This window comes from Pseudomonas sp. QLc11A, from assembly GCF_052112305.1.
Classification (GTDB): Bacteria; Pseudomonadota; Gammaproteobacteria; order Pseudomonadales; family Pseudomonadaceae; genus Aquipseudomonas; species Aquipseudomonas laurylsulfatiphila.
In genome coordinates this window covers 33,439-51,809 of sequence record NZ_JAVAJJ010000025.1, presented here as the reverse complement: position 1 = coordinate 51,809, position 18,371 = coordinate 33,439, and the positions used below count along the sequence as shown (strand labels likewise).

Below are 18,371 nucleotides of genomic sequence, written 5' to 3'. Positions count from 1 at the left end.
TGGACCGGCCCCATCGCGAGCAAGCTCGCTCCCACAGTAATCTCTGTTGTGCCAAAAATTTGTATTCACAGAAAATCCCCTGTGGGAGCGAGCTTGCTCGCGATGGGGCCAGACCAGCCACTGAAAGCCTCAAATACAAAACCGGCTATTGAGACCGCGGCCGATCCGGCATCAACACCGCAGCATGTTCCGGCTCAGCCTCCGGTGGCGCTTCGACCGAATGCCGCGGCACCAGCGCCTGCTGTGGATAAGTTTGCGCGAAGTTCACCCACGGGCAGTTATCCACAAGCTTTTTCAATCGCTGGTTAAAGGCCCGGCTCACCGCATATTGGCCACCACTCACCGTGCGAAATTGCGCCGTCAGCACCACACCGTTGAGGTCCATCCTGTCGACGCCAAACACATCCAGCGGCCCTTGCAGGTTGTAGCGCAGGAACGGGTCGTTGCTGATGGAATGTCCGGCCTCGCGGATCAGTTCAATGGCCTTGTCGACGTCGGTGTCGTAGGTGAATTGCACCGAGAAAAACGCATAGGCGAATTGCCGCGACTGGTTGGTCACGGCCTTGATCTGCCCGAACGGTACCGAGTGCACGAAGCCCTTGCCGTCGCGCAGGCGCAAGGTGCGGATGGTCAGGCCTTCGACCGTGCCGGCATGCCCGGAATCAAGCACCACCCAATCACCGATGGACAGGGTGTCCTCGATGATGATGAAAAGCCCGGTAATCACATCCTGCACCAGTTGCTGGGAACCGAAACCGATTGCCAGGCCGATGACCCCGGCACCGGCCAGGAATGGCGCGACGTTGATGCCCAGGTTGGCCATGGTGGTGATTGCACAAATCACCACCAGGATGATTTTGATCGCATTGCGCAGCAGCGGCAGGATGGTTTTCACCCGCGTACTCGGCTGGCGTGCCGAGCGCTTGTTGGCCGGCGGTTTCAGGGCCTCCTGAATCGCCGTGTCGAGCACCACCCAGACCATCCAGGTCACCAAGAGGATCAAACCGATGTGGCTCAGGGAATCACTGATCGCCCGGCCCACGGCATTGCTCACCGCGAATTCGAACAGGGACACGCCCCAGATCCGCCCGAGGATATCGATGAACACGATGGCCATGCCGATGCGCAGCAAAGCGTGGGACAAGTTGAGAAAACGCTCCTTGTAGGCGCTGCTGCGGCGCAGGTCCGCTTCGCTGCGCGCCTTGAACAGATGATGCAGCGTGGTGCTGAGAAACACCGTGGCAATCAGCAATACCGTGGTGAACAAGGCGCTACGCAGCACCATCTGGTTGTCCGCGCCAACGCCGATCAGGTTGATGATAGAGACCAGCACCATCAACAGGATCGGCCAATACCAGAGCCCGGAAAATATCCGCAGGGTCTCACGCAATGCTGGCTGACTTTGGCGCTGGGCCAGCGGCAGGATGCGGATCACGTGAGCGACCGGGCGGCGCGTGCGGATCACCAGCAAGCCGAAGGAAATCGATGCCGCCAAGCCAGTGAAAACGGCAATGCTGCTGGTGAGATTGCTGCCCAGTTGATGGGCGATTTGCGGACTGGTCAGGGCATCGCTCAAGGCCACCAGAAAACCGATGCCGAACAATGGCCGGGCACTCTTCTCGCGGAGAATCTGCACCGCCCGGCGCTTGTGGCCAGCATTGAACACCACCACCAGCGACAGCACCAAGGACGCGGAAAATATCCCCGCGCTTGTGGCATAAGCCAGGCACAACGCAAGCGCCCGACCGGCGGATATCGGCAAAAACTGGCTGGCATAAATCGTCAGGGGCAGGCTGGCCACCGCTGGAAGGGTATAGGGCAATACATAACCGAGCAGGGCTTGGCCGCGTTCGCGGCTGAGCAACAGGCGATGTTCGCACAGGCGTTTGGCCAACAATCGCCCCAGCAGCCAAAGAGAGGCAAACACGGCGGCCCACACGCAGGTCAGTATCAGGAGATCGCCGGTGACGCCCCAGGGCGAGCGGGCCGAAGGCTGATTGACCAACTGATCCACCTCGTCGGCCGCGCGGTCGGCACGCAAGCGCCAGGCGTCCACGAGGTTTTCGTTGAGATCGAGTTTGGCCTGGACCTCGTCGATGCTTGAACTGATGGCCCCCAGTAACCCGCCTTGCACCAGCGGTTCGGGGTGCGCCGGCGGCGTCGCAGCGGTCGCGGCGGCCGGCAGCCCCGGTATCGCGGCGGCTTCCAGTTGCTCGCTGCCCACAAACAGCAACGCCCCCAGCAGTATCGCGGTCTTGAGCCTGATCAAAACACCCGCTCCTTTGGCTGTGTCGGTAAGGAACTGATCGAAAAATGCCGGGCAAGTTCGGACATTGCCTCTAGATAGCCGAATGGCGACGCCATTTGTGGCGAGGGGGCTTGCCCCCGTCGGGGTGCGAAGCGCCCCCAAAACCTACAGTTCGGATTCATCTGAAGCACCGCACACTAAGGATTTACGACTGCTGCGCAGCCGAGCGGGGGCAAGCCCCCTCGCCACAAGTATGCACCCGCCTTCGCGATATTTGATCTGCACGCAAATATCAAATGCTCGTCCCTGTATTTTTCCGCACAACCCGAACCCCGACACTGCGCTCCATCGAATCATCTTCCGGAGTTGCAGCCATGCCCATTGCCTTGCTCGCGCTGACCCTCAGCGCCTTTGCCATCGGGACGACAGAGTTCGTCATCGTTGGCCTGTTACCCACTATTGGCGCCGACCTCGGCGTCAGTCTGCCATCCGCCGGTCTGCTGGTCAGCCTGTATGCCCTTGGCGTCGCTGTCGGCGCCCCGGTGCTGACCGCCCTCACCGGCAAGGTGCCGCGCAAGTTGCTGCTGTTGTCGCTGATGGTGCTGTTCACCCTCGGCAACCTGCTGGCATGGCAAGCACCGGGCTACGAGTCGCTGATCCTCGCTCGGATCGTCACTGGCCTGGCCCACGGGGTGTTTTTCTCGATCGGTTCGACCATCGCCACCAATCTAGTGCCGAAGGAAAAAGCCGCCAGCGCGATTGCCATCATGTTCACCGGCCTGACCGTAGCACTGGTCACTGGCGTGCCGCTGGGAACCTTCATCGGCCAGCATTTCGGCTGGCGTGAAACCTTCCTCGCCGTTTCGACACTGGGCGTCATCGCCTTCATCGGCAGCCTGATCTACGTACCGAAAAATATCGCCCACAGCAAGCCCGCGTCGTTCTTGCAGCAATTGCAGGTGCTCAGGCAACCTCGCCTGTTGCTGGTGTATGCGATGACGGCCGTCGGCTACGGCGGCACGTTCACCGCCTTTACCTTCCTCGCGCCAATACTTCAGGACCTCTCCGGCTTCAGCGCAAGCGCCGTCAGCCTGGTGTTGCTGGTCTACGGCATCTCCGTGGCCGTCGGCAATATCTGGGGCGGCAAACTGGCGGACAAACGCGGTCCGATCAGCGCCCTGAAAATCATTTTTGCCCTGCTCGCCGCCGTGTTGTTCGCGCTGACCTTCACGGCCGGCAATCCCTGGCTGGCACTGGCTACCGTTCTGGTCTGGGGTGCCGTGGCATTCGGCAACGTGCCGGGGTTGCAGGTGTATGTGGTGCGCCAGGCCGAACATCACACGCCCCATGCCGTGGACGTGGCATCCGGCCTGAACATCGCCGCGTTCAACCTCGGCATTGCCGGTGGCGCCTGGGGCGGTGGCCTGATCGTCGCCCACATGGGGTTGATCCATACCGCGTGGATCGGTGGTCTGGTGGTGCTGGTGGCGCTGGCATTGACTGCCTGGAGTGGACGTCTTGATCGCCTTGGCCCGGCCTATGCCGAGCCGGCCGACGGTTCTGCCCGCATAATCACGGGCCACTGATAAACCCTGTAGGAGCGAGCTTGCTCGCGATGGAGGAGTGTCAGTCGACATCATAGGCGTCCGACACACCGCCATCGCGAGCAGGCTGGCTCCCACATTGAATCTGTTGTGATGTGATAACTGTGTACCGTCCGTAGCCCCATCGAAACTTTCGCCGCCGCCTCAGAGTCATCCAAAAACAGGGGCCGTCAGGCGGGAGGCGACATGACAGCGAATCACACCGATATTCCCGCACACTCAAATGCAACCGACATGCGGGTACAGGATCCGTCCGTGACTTATCGCTTCAAGGTGCTGACGGTCAACACCCATAAAGGTTTCACCGCGCTCAACCGGCGTTTCATCCTGCCGGAACTGCGTGAAGCGGTGCGCAGCGTGTCTGCCGATGTGGTGTTTTTGCAGGAAGTCCACGGCACCCACGAGCACCACCCCAAGCGCTACACCAACTGGCCGGCGATGCCGCAATACGAATTCCTCGCCGACACCCTGTGGCCGCAGTTCGCCTATGGCCGCAATGCTGTGTACCCGGCGGGTGATCACGGCAACGCGCTGTTGTCGAAATTCCAGATCATCCGCCACGACAATCTCGACGTGTCCATCAGCGGTCACGAGAACCGCGGGATCCTGCATTGTGTGTTGCGCCTGCCAGGCGACGCCCAGGAAGTGCATGCCATTTGCGTGCACTTGGGGCTGCGCGAAAGTCACCGCACGGCGCAATTGAAGCTGCTCGCCCAGCGTCTGGACGCCCTGCCCGCCGATGCCCCGGTGATCGTCGCCGGGGACTTCAACGACTGGCGTCAGCGCGCCGATGCGTTGCTCAAACCCTGCGGTCTGCGCGAAGCCTTCGCCGCGCACCACGGCAAACCGGCGCGCAGTTTCCCCGCGCGCCTGCCGGCATTGCGTCTGGACCGCATCTACCTGCGCAACCTCAAGGCCAGCCATCCGCAAGTGCTGACCACCCGCCCCTGGTCGCACCTTTCCGACCACGTCCCGCTGTCGGTGGAGATCGAGTTATGAGCAGCCAGTCGATGGAAAAAACCACGCTGGATAACATCCCCGCTCCGCCGATCCGTGAGCCGACAGCGGTCGACGTTGAATACGGCTGGCAAGGCAGCAATCGCGTCGAGTTGCTGGAAAACGGTGAAGCGTATTTTCCCCGGGTATTTGACGCCCTTCGCCGGGCGCAAAGTGAAATCCTGCTGGAAACCTTCATTGTGTTCGAGGACAAGGTTGGCAATGAGCTGCAACAGATCCTGATCGAAGCTGCCCAGCGCGGTGTACGCACCACCGTCAGCCTCGACGGCTTTGGCTGCGGCGAATTGAGTACCGGGTTCCTTACCGCCCTGACCGCCGCCGGCGTGCACCTGCAAATGTTCGATCCGGCACCAAAACGCCTGGGCATCCGCACCAACTGGTTCCGGCGCCTGCACCGCAAGATAGTGGTGGTGGACGGCAGCATTGCCTTCATCGGCGGGATCAACTTTTCTGCCGATCACCTTGCCGACTTCGGGCCCGAGGCCAAGCAGGACTATTCCGTGGAGGTGCAAGGCCCGGCGGTGGCCGACATTCATCACTTCACTCTGCTGCAATGCGGTCGCCCGGCGCACGCCAAATACTGGTGGCAACGCCGTCGGCAGCGGCGTTCGGAGCTGGCCCTCAGCGATCACGATGGCCAGGTACGTCTGGTGTACCGCGACAACGGTGAACACCCGACCGACATTGAAGAGGTTTACCGCCAAGTGTTACGCCAGGCCAAGCGCCGGGTGGTGATCGCCAATGCCTACTTCTTTCCCGGCTTGCGCCTGCTGCGCGATATCCGCAACGCGGCCCGCCGGGGTGTGGATGTGCGGCTGATCCTGCAAGGGCAACCGGACATGCTGGTGGCCAAACTCGCCGCACGCATGACCTACGATTACCTGCTCAGGTCCGGGGTGAAGATCTACGAATATTGCGACCGCCCGTTGCATGGCAAGGTTGCATTGGTGGATGAAGACTGGAGCACCGTCGGCTCCAGTAACCTCGACCCGTTGAGCCTGTCGATGAATCTGGAAGCCAACGTGCTGATCCGCGACCGTGGCTTCAATCGAGTTCTGTTCGATCGCCTGGAAGACCTCAGCGACAACCATTGCAAGGCCATGTCTCACGACATCGCGCCGCGCGGGCGTGTCTGGCACATGACCATAGGTTTTCTGGTGTTTCACTTCCTGCGGCATTTCCCGGCTTGGGCCGGTTGGTTGCCGGCGCACAAACCTCGCCTGAAACCCATCCCCCCTCCTACCGGGAGCGCTGACAATGAACCGCGCTGAGCCTCACATGGAAACTGACGCCAAAAGCCCGGGCAAGTCGCACTGGAGCCGCTGGAAACGACCGCTGACGATGCTGTTTTTCCTGATGCTGATCGTGTTGTTCACGATGCTCGCCCAGCGCCTTGAGTGGAACGAAGTGTTCGATAACCTGGCCGATTTCAAGGTGCGCACGCTGATCATTGCGTCGGGGCTGACCCTGGTGAGTTTTCTGGTGTACGCCTGCTTCGACCTGATCGGCCGCACCTACATCCGCCAGAACCTGACGTGGAAGCAGATCCTGCCCGTGGGGATCATCAGCTACGCCTTCAACCTGAACCTGAGCGCCTGGGTCGGCGGCATCGCCATGCGTTACCGGTTGTATTCGCGGCTCGGGGTCAGCAAGAGCAACATCGCGAAGATCCTTGGCCTGAGCCTGGCGACCAACTGGTTCGGCTACATGGTCATTGCCGGCGCCGTGTTCAGCAGCGGGCTGGTGCGCATGCCACCGGGCTGGAAGCTCAGCAGCAGTGCGCTGCAAGGCGTAGGGGTCTTGTTGTTGCTGTTGAGCGCCGGCTACCTGGTGGCGTGCCAGTTTGCCAAACGTCGGGAGTGGGAGATTCGCGGTATCGAAATCGACCTCCCGTCCTTGCGCATGGCGGTGCTGCAACTGACCCTCGGAGCGCTGAACTGGTCGCTGATGGCGGCGGTGATCTTCACCCTGCTGCCGAGCAAACTGGACTATCCACTGGTACTGGGCGTGCTGTTGATCAGCGCCATCGCCGGGGTCATCACTCACATCCCGGCCGGGCTCGGCGTGCTCGAGGCGGTGTTCGTGGCGCTGCTGCAACACGAGGTTTCGCGCGGCAGCCTGGTGGCCGGGCTGCTGGCCTATCGGGCGATTTATTTCATCCTGCCGTTGTTGATTACCCTGGTGATGTACCTGTTGGTGGAGGCCAAGGCCAAGTCGTTGCGGATTGCCAGGAAACCCAAATGATTTGGGGTGTGTTTGCGGACGCCTTCGCGAGCAGGCTCGCTCCCACCTTTGATCTGCGCAAGTCATACATGTTGAGTTCACCCTGGCCCACTGTGGGAGCGAGCCTGCTCGCGATTGGTCGCAAGATCACCGCAAATCACTGGGATTGAATAATGCTCAACCGCTCCCCGACCACCATCTCGGTAATCCAGTCGACAAGGATCGAGGTATAGGCCTGCTGGGAAACCGGGTCGCTCAAGGCGTGGTCGGCACCGTCGATGATGCGGTGGGTCATTGAGTGCGTCTGCTGACAGGCCGCACGGTAGCTCATGATCGTCGCGTGCGGCACATAATCGTCGGTTTCCGACTGCACCAGCAGGACATCCCCGCGAAATTGCGAGCAGGCATGCAAGGCCCGGTTGCTGTCGGCACGCACCAGGGTGCCTCGGTAATCACGCAGATCCAGCTTGTCCAGGTCACGTTTCGGCGTGTGCCATTGCTCGTCGCGGTACAGCGCCGGCACCCGCAGCGCCAGCCAGCGCACCGGCCGCAGCGAAGTCAGAATCGAGGCCAGATAACCGCCATAACTGGTGCCGACCACGGCAATCGCCGAGGTATCGAGGGCCGGATGCGCGAGCAAGCGGTCATAGGCTGCCAGCAGGTCGCGCAGATTGTCCTCCCGGGTCACCCGGGACAATGGAATTCCGGTACCGCCGGTGTGCCCGCGCAGGTCGAAGGTCAGGCATACGCACCCCAAACCGGCGATGCCTTTGGCGCGCTCCAGGTCCCGCTCCTGACTGCCGCCCCAACCGTGCACGAAGAGTACGCCGGGGACTTTCGATTTGGGGCTCAGAAAAGTCCCGCTCATCTGTTCGTTATCGATGTCGATCTGAATGGATTCGCTTCTAGCCGTCATAGGATTTAACCGTTACGTACTTGAGGAGAAATTCACTGCTTTGCGCCGGCCCGCGATACACCTCGATGGCATCTGCCGGCAGCGGCTGATCGATGTAGGTTTCCACCGAAGACACACGAATCGCGCGCATCCCCGGATCGTTGACGAAACTCTGCAAGGCCGCCACCTCGGCACTGCTGGCACCGCCCATGCGCCAGGATTGTTCGAGCACGCCGCTGCGCTGTTTGCCGTCGCTATCAATGCCCTGAGCGATGTCGTAGTTGCGCCGTGACGCATAGAAACGCGGATAGGCTTCATCCGCGGCGCTGTCGAACACCTGCGCCTGCTTGATAGCCACCCGCACGTCATCGGCAAGGTCCAGCTTCAACAAATCGTCGTAGCTGCCCTGCACCACCAACAGGTTCGAGCCGCCATACACCTCCTCGCCCTCAGCGTCTTTGGTCAAGTATTGATCACCGCAGTAACTCAGCACCTTGTCGCCGATGAAGCTCTGGCCGACGCTGTGGGTAATCACCTGATCAAGATCCTGCTCCAGCACCACACCTTCGGTGAAGGTCGCGTCAGCTTCTGGCCTGGCCAGAATTTCGTCGAACTCGTCGAGGCTCTGGATCACTTCCTGACCACGTCCGGCACAAGCGTGTATCGGCTTCAGGCGGATTGGCCCGGTGTACAACAGGTGTTCCGCCGCCGGGCGGGCATCCTTTAGGCAGAACACACTGAGACCGTCGAGTACGACGTTGCGTACCCGCTGGGAAAACAAAGGAGCCCAGCCTGGCGGTGCATGGGCATGGTGGTTGAGCAGCCCATGACTGATGGCTTTGGTGCAGATGAAATCATGGTCGACATAACCACCCCACAAATCCTCCGGTCCCTTGACCCCCAGTTGCCGGGCAGCCTCAGCGCCCACCAGTGTCTGGGTCGGCAACAGGTAGAGATCCCGACCGTCGTGCAATTGCGGATCGTAACTGCCGCCGTACTTGAGTCCCAATATCTGCGCCAGCCAGCGCGCCAGCGCACGGTTGGTCTCGACTTCGTGCCGCGGCGCGTCGGGGAGTACCGAATGGGCAACCACCAGTTTCTTGCGGTTTGTTGGGGTCATGCATCCCCCTTCAATCAACGCTTGATGAATGTAGCTGAAGGGGTGCAGGGATCAGGCCAAGGCCCGTTACGCAAAGAGGGGTTTTAAATCAGCCCGTTGCGTATAAAGTGATGGCATGGGGCCTGTTTTATTCTGCACGACGCCCTTTGATACTCCGGCATTTTGCACGACTCCAGCCCACACACCCGACCCTGTGGGAGCGAGCTTGCTCGCGATAGCGGTGTTCCAGACACATCAATGTTGAATGTCATGCCCTCATCGCGAGCAAGCTCGCTCCCACAGGAGATCGGGGGTGATGCGACTACCGTGCAACCGATCCAGGGCTCACACCGAACCGTATCCGATAATCACTCGGCGCCAGTCCGGTGATTTTCTTGAATGTCGCGCGAAACGCGCCGGGGTCCTGATAACCAACCGTCCAGGCAATATGGTCGATGGTGCCGTTGGTGAATTCGAGCATTTCCCGGGCCTTGCCGACTCGCAGATGCTGACAGTATTCGGTAGGTTTGAGCCCGGTGGCCGTGCGGAAGCGTCGCAGGAAAGTGCGCTCTTCCAACCCTGCCTTTTCGGCCATCGCCGCCAGCGACACATCGGTCGCCCCGGTGCTTTGCAGCCAGTGTTGCACCTTGAGAATCGCCGCATCGCCATGACTGAGGATCGGCGCAAAATTGCTGCCGCACTCGCTGGCGCTATCGCTGTGTTCCACCACCAGAAAACGCGCGGTATTGCTGGCAATGCTCGGTCCCAGCAGCCGGTTGACCAGGCGCAAACCCAGTTCAGACCACGCCATCAGTCCGGCGGTGGTGATCAGATCGCCGTCATCGACAATCGGCGTATCGGCCTTGAGCCGTATCGCCGGATAACGTTCGGCAAAGGTCTTGGCCGAAGTCCAGTGAGTGGTGGCGCTGCGACCGTCGAGCAAGCCGCTTTCAGCCAACAGGATCGAGCCCACGCAAACCCCGCCCAGTGTCGCGCCGCCGGCATGTTGCTCGCGCAACCAGCGGATCAAGCCTTGTGGCGCCTGGCCCTCGGAAAAGCCGGCAATCGATGGCGGGATCAACACGGCCACCAGGGCACGCTCCGGGCCGGGATGGCTGTCGAAGACCCGGACCGGCGGCTGATCACCCTCGACCTGCCAATGGCTGACCCGCAGCAGGGGCAGCTGCGCAGCCTGATGCTCGACGGCGATCCGGTTCGCCACCCCGAACAGGTCCGTCAAGCCATGCACCGCCGCCATCTGCGCGCCAGGATAGATCAGCACACCGAGCTCGGCGATTGCCCTTTCTGCGTCCATTGTCAGTTTTCCCCCTCTTATTGTCGGTGCGGCCAATCCCCGGACCGCCTGCCAGCGCCAATACTTCATTCCACACCAAACACACTTCGAGGAAACAGTCATGGCCAAGCAAGCGCTCATCGTAGTCGATATCCAGAACGACTACTTCCCTCAAGGCAAGTGGCCACTGGTCGGCGCCGATGCCGCCGCCGACAACGCCGTCCGCCTGATCAAGGCCTTCCGTGATGCCGGTGATCCGGTGGTGCATATCCGCCACGAATTCACCTCCGCAGAGGCACCGTTCTTCACCCCGAACTCCGAAGGCGCGAAGTTGCACCCCAAAGTGATCAACCGCGCTGACGAACCGGTGGTGCTCAAGCACTTCGTCAACTCATTCCGCGAAACCGAGCTGAAATCGATCCTCGACGAGCACGGCATCAAAGAACTGGTGGTTGTGGGCAGCATGAGCCATATGTGCGTCGATGGCATCACCCGTGCAGCGGCGGACTTCGGCTACACGGTGACCGTGATCCACGACGCCTGCGCCACCCGTGACCTGGAATTCAATGGCGTGTCGGTTCCGGCGGCCCAGGTTCATGCGGCGTTCATGGCGGCCCTGGCGTTTGCCTATGCCAGCGTGGTGTCGGCCGACGAGTTCCTCGCAGCCTGAGTCTGCACCAAATTTCACTGCCCATAAAAAACCCGCACTTCAGACCGAAGTGCGGGTTTTGTTTTATCAGCTTGCTGCTTGTAGCTTGAGGCTTGCAGCTGCCTTAGAACGGAATATCGTCATCAAAGCTGTCGAAATCCGGCGCCGGTTGCGGTGCGGCCTGTTGAGGGGCCGGACGCTGTGGCTGCTGTTGCGGAGCAGGACGTTGAGCCTGCTGGCGCGGCGCGGATTGCTGGTAGTTACCGCCGCCCTGGCCCTGCTGGTCGCCCTGTGGACGGCCACCCAGCAGTTGCATGGTGCCTTGCATGTCGACCACGATTTCGGTGGTGTAACGCTTGATACCGTCTTTTTCCCACTCGCGGGTCTGCAGCTTGCCTTCGATGTACACCTGCGAACCTTTACGCAGGTATTCGCCGGCGATTTCTGCCACTTTGCCGAACATCGATACACGGTGCCATTCGGTCTTTTCGACTTTCTGGCCGGTTTGCTTGTCGGTCCACTGTTCGCTGGTCGCCAGACTCAGGTTGGTCACGGCGTTACCGTTAGGCAAGTAGCGAACTTCGGGATCCTGGCCGCAAGTGCCGACCAATATGACTTTGTTAACCCCACGGGCCATAACGTTCTCCTAGGCTACGCACGCTGCCCCGGCCGGGTTGTTCACCAGGCGCTCAAGGGTGGTGCGATCCAATAGTTCGGTGTCCAGTTTGATGTAAATCGCCGCCTCTTCCGCGACGATGACTGCATCTGTTACCCCTACGACCGCCTTCAGGCGCTCGACCAGACCCGCTTCGCGGATCGCCTCGGGCGACAACGGCAAGCGCAGGCTTGTGACGTAGGGAGGTTCGCGCATGGTAACAGCAAAGGCCAGCCAGAGGGCAGCCAGACCGGCGCATCCGAGGAATACAACCGACAGACCGCCATGCTGGAACAGCCAGCCACCGAGGATTCCCCCCAGTGCCGAGCCGAGGAACTGGCTGGTGGAATAAACCCCCATCGCCGTGCCCTTGCCACCTGCCGGTGAAACCTTGCTGATCAGCGACGGCAATGAAGCCTCCAGCAGATTGAACGCGGTGAAGAACACCACCGTACCGATCACCAGAGACCGCAAGCTGTCGCCGAACTGCCAGAAGAATAGCTCAGTGAGCATCAACGTCACGACGGCGCCGAGTAAAACTCGTTTCATTTTGCGTTTCTTCTCGCCGTAGATAATGAACGGAATCATGGCGAAGAAAGAAATCAGCAGCGCGGTCAGGTACACCCACCAGTGCTGCTCTTTGGGCAACCCGGCTTTCTCGACCAGCGCCAGGGGCAAGGCGACGAAGCTGGACATCAACATCGCGTGCAAGACAAAAATGCCCAGGTCCAGGCGCAGCAGGTCCGGATGCTTGAGGGTCGGCATCAACGCCTGGCGCGCGACACCGGACTCACGGTGCTGCAACGGGCCGGTGGAGCGCGGCACCATGAACATCACGATCACGATGCCGAACAGCGCCATGCCGCCCGTGGCGAGGAACAGCCCGGACAACCCGAAGGCGCGGGTCAACAGCGGGCCGGCCACCATGGCCACCGCAAACGACAGGCCGATGGTCATGCCGATCATGGCCATGGCCTTGGTCCGGTGCTGCTCGCGGGTCAGGTCGGACAGCAAGGCCATGACCGCGGCGGAAATCGCCCCGGCACCCTGCAGGATTCGCCCGGCGATCACGCCCCAGATCGAATCGGCATTGGCGGCGAGCAGACTGCCGAGGGCAAAGACGATCAAGCCCAGGTAAATCACCGGGCGACGGCCGATGCGGTCGGAAATGAAACCGAACGGAATCTGGAAAACTGCCTGGGTCAGGCCATAAGCACCAATCGCCAGACCGATCAGGGCCGGCGTGGCTCCGGCCAGATCCATCCCATAGGTCGCCAGTACCGGCAACACCATGAACATGCCAAGCATACGGAAGGCGAACACCAGGGCCAGACCGCTTGCCGCGCGGGTCTCGCTACCACTCATGCGCTCGCTGTGGGGATCGTGCATGGAAAAACCTCATGTGAACCGGCGGCGATTCTACCAGTCCGATCGATTGGCGGGGTATATCGCGACGCTTTGACGCGCATTGCTGACACACTCTTCATGTAAGACAGTAGCCCTCTCGTTTGATAGTGTGCATCCATCCAGTATTTGGCCGTATACTCCTACGTTTTCGACGCCCGCCGAGCGAGGCCACCTTGGACAAGATCCTGATTCGTGGGGCTCGAACCCACAACCTGAAGAACATCGACCTGACCCTGCCACGGGACAAGCTGATCGTCATCACCGGCCTGTCCGGCTCCGGCAAGTCATCCCTGGCTTTCGACACCTTGTACGCCGAAGGCCAGCGCCGCTACGTCGAATCGCTGTCGGCTTATGCCCGGCAGTTCCTGTCGATGATGGAAAAACCCGACGTCGACACCATCGAAGGCCTGTCGCCGGCGATCTCCATCGAACAGAAGTCCACCTCGCACAACCCGCGTTCGACAGTCGGCACCATTACCGAAATCTACGATTACCTGCGCCTGCTGTATGCCCGCGTGGGCATCCCCCGTTGCCCGGACCACGACATTCCGCTGGAAGCGCAGACCGTCAGCCAGATGGTCGACCTGGTCCTCGCCGAACCGGAGGGCAGCAAACTGATGCTGTTGGCCCCGGTCATCCGCGAGCGCAAAGGCGAGCACCTGTCGGTTTTCGAAGAACTGCGCGCACAGGGTTTTGTCCGCGCCCGAATCAACGGCAAGCTTTACGAGCTGGACGAAGCCCCCAAGCTCGACAAGCAGAAAAAACACACCATCGATGTCGTGGTCGACCGTTTCAAGGTTCGCGCCGACCTGCAACAACGCCTGGCCGAATCCTTTGAAACCGCGCTGAAACTGGCGGACGGCATCGCCCTGGTAGCGCCGATGGACAACGAACCGGGTGAAGAGATGATCTTCTCCGCACGCTTCGCCTGCCCGATCTGCGGCCACGCCATCAGCGAGCTTGAACCCAAGCTGTTCTCCTTCAACAACCCGGCCGGCGCCTGTCCGACCTGTGATGGTCTGGGGGTAAAGCAGTTCTTCGACATCAAGCGCCTGGTCAACGGCGAACTGACCCTGGCCGAAGGGGCGATTCGTGGCTGGGACCGGCGTAACGTCTATTACTTCCAGATGCTCGGCTCACTGGCCGCGCACTACAAGTTCAGCCTGGAAGTGCCGTTCAACGAACTGCCCGCCGACCAGCAGAAATTCATCCTGCATGGCAGCGGTTCGCAAAACGTCGATTTCAAATACCTGAACGACCGCGGCGACATCGTCAAACGCTCGCACCCGTTCGAAGGCATCGTGCCGAACCTGGAGCGCCGTTACCGCGAAACAGAATCGGCATCGGTGCGCGAGGAGCTGGCCAAATTCCTCAGCACCCAGTCGTGCCCGGATTGCCGTGGCACCCGTCTGCGGCGTGAAGCGCGGCACGTCTGGGTCGGCGAGAAAACCCTGCCGGCGGTGACCAACCTGCCGATCGGCGATGCGTCCGATTATTTTGGCGGGCTCAAGCTCACCGGTCGGCGTGGCGAAATTGCCGACAAGATCCTCAAGGAAATCCGCGAACGCCTGCAGTTTCTGGTCAACGTCGGCCTCGACTATCTGTCGCTGGACCGCAGTGCCGACACCTTGTCCGGTGGCGAGGCCCAGCGCATTCGCCTGGCCAGCCAGATTGGCGCCGGCCTGGTGGGTGTCCTGTACATCCTCGACGAACCCTCCATCGGCCTGCATCAGCGCGATAACGACCGGCTGCTGGGCACCCTCAAGCACCTGCGCGATATCGGCAACACGGTGATCGTGGTTGAGCACGACGAAGACGCGATCCGCCTGGCCGACTACGTGGTCGACATCGGCCCGGGCGCCGGCGTGCACGGCGGGCATATCGTCGCCGAAGGCACACCGGCCGAGGTCATGGCGCACCCGGACTCGCTGACGGGCAAATACCTGTCGGGCCGGGTGAAAATCGAAGTCCCGGCCAAACGTACGCCGCGCAACAAGAAGCTGACGCTGTCGCTCAAGGGCGCGCGCGGCAACAACCTGCGCAATGTCGACCTGGAGATTCCGATCGGCTTGCTGACCTGTGTGACCGGCGTGTCCGGCTCGGGTAAATCGACGCTGATCAACAACACGCTGTTCCCGTTGAGCGCCACCGCGCTGAACGGCGCAACGACGCTTGAGGCGGCCGCCCACGACAGCATCAAGGGCCTGGAGCACCTGGACAAGGTCGTCGACATCGACCAGAGCCCGATCGGCCGCACACCGCGCTCCAACCCGGCGACCTATACCGGACTGTTCACGCCGATCCGCGAGTTGTTCGCCGGCGTGCCGGAGTCCCGCTCCCGGGGCTACGGCCCGGGGCGCTTCTCCTTCAACGTCAAGGGCGGGCGTTGCGAAGCCTGCCAGGGCGACGGCCTGATCAAGGTCGAAATGCACTTCCTGCCGGACATCTACGTGCCGTGCGACGTGTGCAAGAGCAAGCGCTACAACCGTGAAACCCTGGAGATCAAGTACAAGGGCAAGAGCATCCACGAAACCCTCGAGATGACCATCGAGGAAGCGCGGGTGTTCTTCGATGCCGTACCGGCCCTGGCGCGCAAGCTGCAAACGTTGATGGATGTCGGCCTGTCGTACATCAAGCTGGGGCAATCGGCGACCACGCTCTCCGGAGGTGAAGCCCAGCGGGTGAAGCTGTCTCGCGAATTGTCCAAGCGTGATACCGGCAAGACCCTGTACATCCTCGATGAACCGACCACCGGGCTGCACTTCGCGGATATCCAGCAACTGCTGGACGTGCTGCATCGCCTGCGCGACCACGGCAACACCGTGGTGGTCATCGAGCACAACCTGGACGTGATCAAGACCGCCGACTGGCTGGTGGACCTCGGTCCGGAAGGTGGTTCCAAAGGCGGTCAGATCATCGCCGTCGGTACACCGGAGGAAGTGTCAGAGATGAAGCAATCTCATACCGGCTATTACCTCAAGCCGCTGCTGGAGCGGGACCGGGCTTAACCGGGCGCCATGAAAAAGCCCCTGTCACTTCATCGGTGTCAGGGGCTTTTTTGTATTCGCTGAATCAGGCGTGGGATTGCAGGTAGTTCTCAAGCCCGATCAACTTGATCAGACCCAGCTGCTTTTCGAGCCAGTAAGTGTGATCTTCTTCGGTGTCATGCAATTGAACCCGCAGCATTTCGCGGCTGACGTAGTCCTTGTGCTGCTCGCAGAGCTTGATGCCTTTGCACAGCGCAGCCCGCACCTTGTATTCCAGGCGCAAATCCGCCTCGAGCATCTCGGTCACCGTGGTGCCGACATCGAGATCGTCCGGACGCATGCGCGGAGTACCTTCGAGCATCAGGATCCGGCGCATCAAGGCATCAGCGTGCCCTGCTTCCTCTTCCATCTCGTGGTTGATTCGTTCGTAGAGCTTGGTGAAACCCCAGTCCTCATACATCCGCGAATGGACGAAATATTGATCACGCGCGGCCAGTTCGCCGGTCAGCAACGTGTTGAGGTAATCGATCACATCTGGGTGGCCTTGCATCGCCCTACATCTCCCTGCTTGAAAGTTGTAGTTTGAACCAACATGCCCCTATCGTCACTCGCAAGACGCAATAAAAGCGAAGATATTCTGAGAAAACCAGCTGAAATAACGCAAAAACCGCCCAAACAAGGGCGGTTCTGCTTCTCATTTAGACTTCGTTAAGCTGTACGTTGAGCAGCTTTGCGATTGCTTCTCCATACGCCGGGTCAGCTTTGTAGAAATGTTGCAGCTGGCGATCAACCACATCACTCGTCACCCCCGCCATCGCACCGGCGATGTTGCTGACCAGCAGTGATTTCTGCTCTTCAGACATCAAGCGGAACAACGCGCCGGCGTGACTGTAGTAATCAGTATCTTCGCGGTGGTCGTAACGATCGGCGGCACCACTGAGGGCCAATGCAGGCTCTGCATAACGAGGTGCCTGCTTCGGCGATTCCACGTAGCTGTTTGGCTCGTAGTTCGGCGCCGCACCGCCATTGCTGCCAAAGGCCATCGATCCATCGCGCTGATAAGTGTTGACCGGACTGCGCGGAGCGTTGACTGGCAACTGTTGGTGATTGGTGCCGACACGGTAGCGGTGAGCATCCGCGTAGGCAAAGACCCGACCTTGCAGCATACGATCCGGCGACAAACCAACGCCTGGAACCATGTTGCTGGGACCGAACGCCGCCTGCTCGACTTCCGCGAAGTAGTTCTGCGGATTGCGATTGAGCTCCAACTCTCCGACTTCAATCAGTGGAAACTCTTTTTGCGACCAGGTTTTGGTGACATCAAACGGGTTCTCGTAGTGCGCTGCCGCCTGAGACTCGCTCATGATCTGAATGCACACGCGCCATTTCGGGAAGTCGCCCTGCTCGATGGCATTGAACAAGTCGCGCTGGGCGTAATCCGGATCTGTACCCGCCAGGCGCGCAGCCTCAGCGGGAGCAAGGTTCTTGATTCCCTGCCGGGTCTTGTAGTGCCACTTCACCCAGTGGCGCTCGCCTTGAGCGTTGATGAGGCTGTACGTGTGGCTGCCAAAACCGTGCATGTGGCGGTACCCGTCAGGGATACCCCGGTCGGAGAACAGGATGGTGACCTGGTGCAACGCCTCGGGCGAATGCGACCAGAAGTCCCACATCGCCTGGGCACTTTTCAGGTTGCTTTGCGGCAAACGCTTCTGGGTGTGGATAAAGTCTGGAAACTTCAATGGGTCACGAATGAAGAACACTGGCGTGTTATTGCCGACAATGTCCCAGTTGCCTTCCTCGGTGTAGAACTTCAAGGCAAACCCGCGTGGATCGCGCTCGGTATCGGCCGAACCGCGCTCACCACCCACGGTGGAAAACCGCAGGAAAGTCGGGGTCTGCTTGCCGACCGCCTCAAACAGTTTCGCACTGGTGTATTGAGTGATATCACGCGTCACTGTGAACGTACCGTAGGCACCCGAGCCTTTGGCGTGCACACGGCGCTCGGGGATGTTTTCACGGTTGAAATGGGCAAGCTTCTCGATCAGATGAAAGTCGTCGAGCAGCAGCGGGCCACGAGGGCCAGCAGAACGGGAATTCTGGTTATCGGCAACAGGAGCGCCACTGGCGGTGGTAAGCGTTTTGTTTTGGCTCATGCGATCTTCCTTCCTCTGTCGGTCTTGAACTGCCGGCTATCGGCTGAGAAGGAGTATTGATCATCAATACGACAGCTACAAATTCATTAGCTTGCAGACATCGATAGATAAAAACTAATGATCATCCCCATCACATCATG

14 protein-coding genes are annotated in these 18,371 nt (G+C 60.5%); 6 read left to right on the top strand and 8 right to left on the bottom strand.

Features of this window, described 5'->3' with window-relative positions:
* Positions 1–145 precede the first annotated feature (145 nt).
* Positions 146–2,269, bottom strand: a complete 2,124-nt coding sequence (locus Q8X48_RS27555) for a mechanosensitive ion channel family protein (RefSeq protein WP_407800913.1) — start codon at positions 2,267–2,269, stop codon at positions 146–148.
* A 353-nt stretch (positions 2,270–2,622) separates the two neighbouring features.
* On the opposite strand from Q8X48_RS27555, the gene Q8X48_RS27550 reads away from it, so the two are divergent.
* From Q8X48_RS27550 to Q8X48_RS27535, 4 genes are all read left to right on the top strand, one after another.
* Complete coding sequence (locus tag Q8X48_RS27550; RefSeq protein ID WP_407800911.1) at positions 2,623–3,834, top strand: MFS transporter; 1,212 nt, start codon at positions 2,623–2,625, stop codon at positions 3,832–3,834.
* 252 nt (positions 3,835–4,086) lie between these two features.
* On the top strand, positions 4,087–4,851 hold the full coding sequence (locus tag Q8X48_RS27545) for an endonuclease/exonuclease/phosphatase family protein (RefSeq protein WP_225923777.1): 765 nt from the start codon (positions 4,087–4,089) through the stop codon (positions 4,849–4,851).
* Entirely contained in the window at positions 4,848–6,140 is a 1,293-nt protein-coding gene (gene clsB, locus Q8X48_RS27540; RefSeq protein WP_407800909.1) for a cardiolipin synthase ClsB, read from the top strand. The genes Q8X48_RS27545 and clsB overlap by 4 nt, the downstream gene beginning before the upstream one ends.
* Positions 6,127–7,113, top strand: coding sequence for a lysylphosphatidylglycerol synthase domain-containing protein (locus Q8X48_RS27535; protein WP_407800907.1), 987 nt, complete (start codon positions 6,127–6,129; stop codon positions 7,111–7,113). Before clsB ends, Q8X48_RS27535 begins: the two co-directional genes overlap by 14 nt.
* Positions 7,114–7,249: 136 nt before the next feature.
* On the opposite strand, the gene Q8X48_RS27530 is transcribed toward Q8X48_RS27535, so the two are convergent.
* The 3 genes from Q8X48_RS27530 to Q8X48_RS27520 all read right to left on the bottom strand — a co-directional run bounded on the left by Q8X48_RS27530 (position 7,250) and on the right by Q8X48_RS27520 (position 10,401).
* Entirely contained in the window at positions 7,250–8,008 is a 759-nt protein-coding gene (locus Q8X48_RS27530; protein ID WP_007970134.1) for an alpha/beta hydrolase family protein, read from the bottom strand.
* Entirely contained in the window at positions 7,998–9,107 is a 1,110-nt protein-coding gene (locus Q8X48_RS27525; protein WP_407800905.1) for a DUF3182 family protein, read from the bottom strand. Before Q8X48_RS27525 ends, Q8X48_RS27530 begins: the two co-directional genes overlap by 11 nt.
* Positions 9,108–9,408: 301 nt before the next feature.
* Positions 9,409–10,401 carry a GlxA family transcriptional regulator gene (locus tag Q8X48_RS27520; protein WP_407800903.1) on the bottom strand — a complete coding sequence of 331 codons (993 nt, stop codon included), beginning with the start codon at positions 10,399–10,401 and terminating at the stop codon, positions 9,409–9,411.
* 100 nt (positions 10,402–10,501) lie between these two features.
* Here Q8X48_RS27520 and Q8X48_RS27515 point away from each other — a divergent pair, with 100 nt between their 5' ends.
* Positions 10,502–11,050 carry a cysteine hydrolase family protein gene (locus Q8X48_RS27515; RefSeq protein ID WP_407800901.1) on the top strand — a complete coding sequence of 183 codons (549 nt, stop codon included), beginning with the start codon at positions 10,502–10,504 and terminating at the stop codon, positions 11,048–11,050.
* A 103-nt stretch (positions 11,051–11,153) separates the two neighbouring features.
* Here the strand turns inward: Q8X48_RS27515 and Q8X48_RS27510 are convergent, their stop codons facing one another.
* Both Q8X48_RS27510 and Q8X48_RS27505 read right to left on the bottom strand, forming a co-directional pair.
* Entirely contained in the window at positions 11,154–11,666 is a 513-nt protein-coding gene (locus Q8X48_RS27510) for a single-stranded DNA-binding protein (protein WP_095965774.1), read from the bottom strand.
* Positions 11,667–11,675: 9 nt separating this feature from the next.
* Entirely contained in the window at positions 11,676–13,073 is a 1,398-nt protein-coding gene (locus tag Q8X48_RS27505) for an MFS transporter (RefSeq protein ID WP_015097032.1), read from the bottom strand.
* A 191-nt stretch (positions 13,074–13,264) separates the two neighbouring features.
* On the opposite strand from Q8X48_RS27505, the gene uvrA reads away from it, so the two are divergent.
* Positions 13,265–16,099 carry an excinuclease ABC subunit UvrA gene (gene uvrA, locus Q8X48_RS27500; protein WP_095965776.1) on the top strand — a complete coding sequence of 945 codons (2,835 nt, stop codon included), beginning with the start codon at positions 13,265–13,267 and terminating at the stop codon, positions 16,097–16,099.
* Positions 16,100–16,163: 64 nt separating this feature from the next.
* Here the strand turns inward: uvrA and bfr are convergent, their stop codons facing one another.
* Both bfr and Q8X48_RS27490 read right to left on the bottom strand, forming a co-directional pair.
* The gene (gene bfr / locus Q8X48_RS27495; protein ID WP_007970123.1) at positions 16,164–16,628 is read right to left on the bottom strand and encodes a bacterioferritin; all 465 of its coding nucleotides are present in this window, start codon (positions 16,626–16,628) and stop codon (positions 16,164–16,166) included.
* 148 nt (positions 16,629–16,776) lie between these two features.
* Positions 16,777–18,231 carry a catalase gene (locus Q8X48_RS27490; protein WP_407800899.1) on the bottom strand — a complete coding sequence of 485 codons (1,455 nt, stop codon included), beginning with the start codon at positions 18,229–18,231 and terminating at the stop codon, positions 16,777–16,779.
* Positions 18,232–18,371 lie beyond the last annotated feature (140 nt).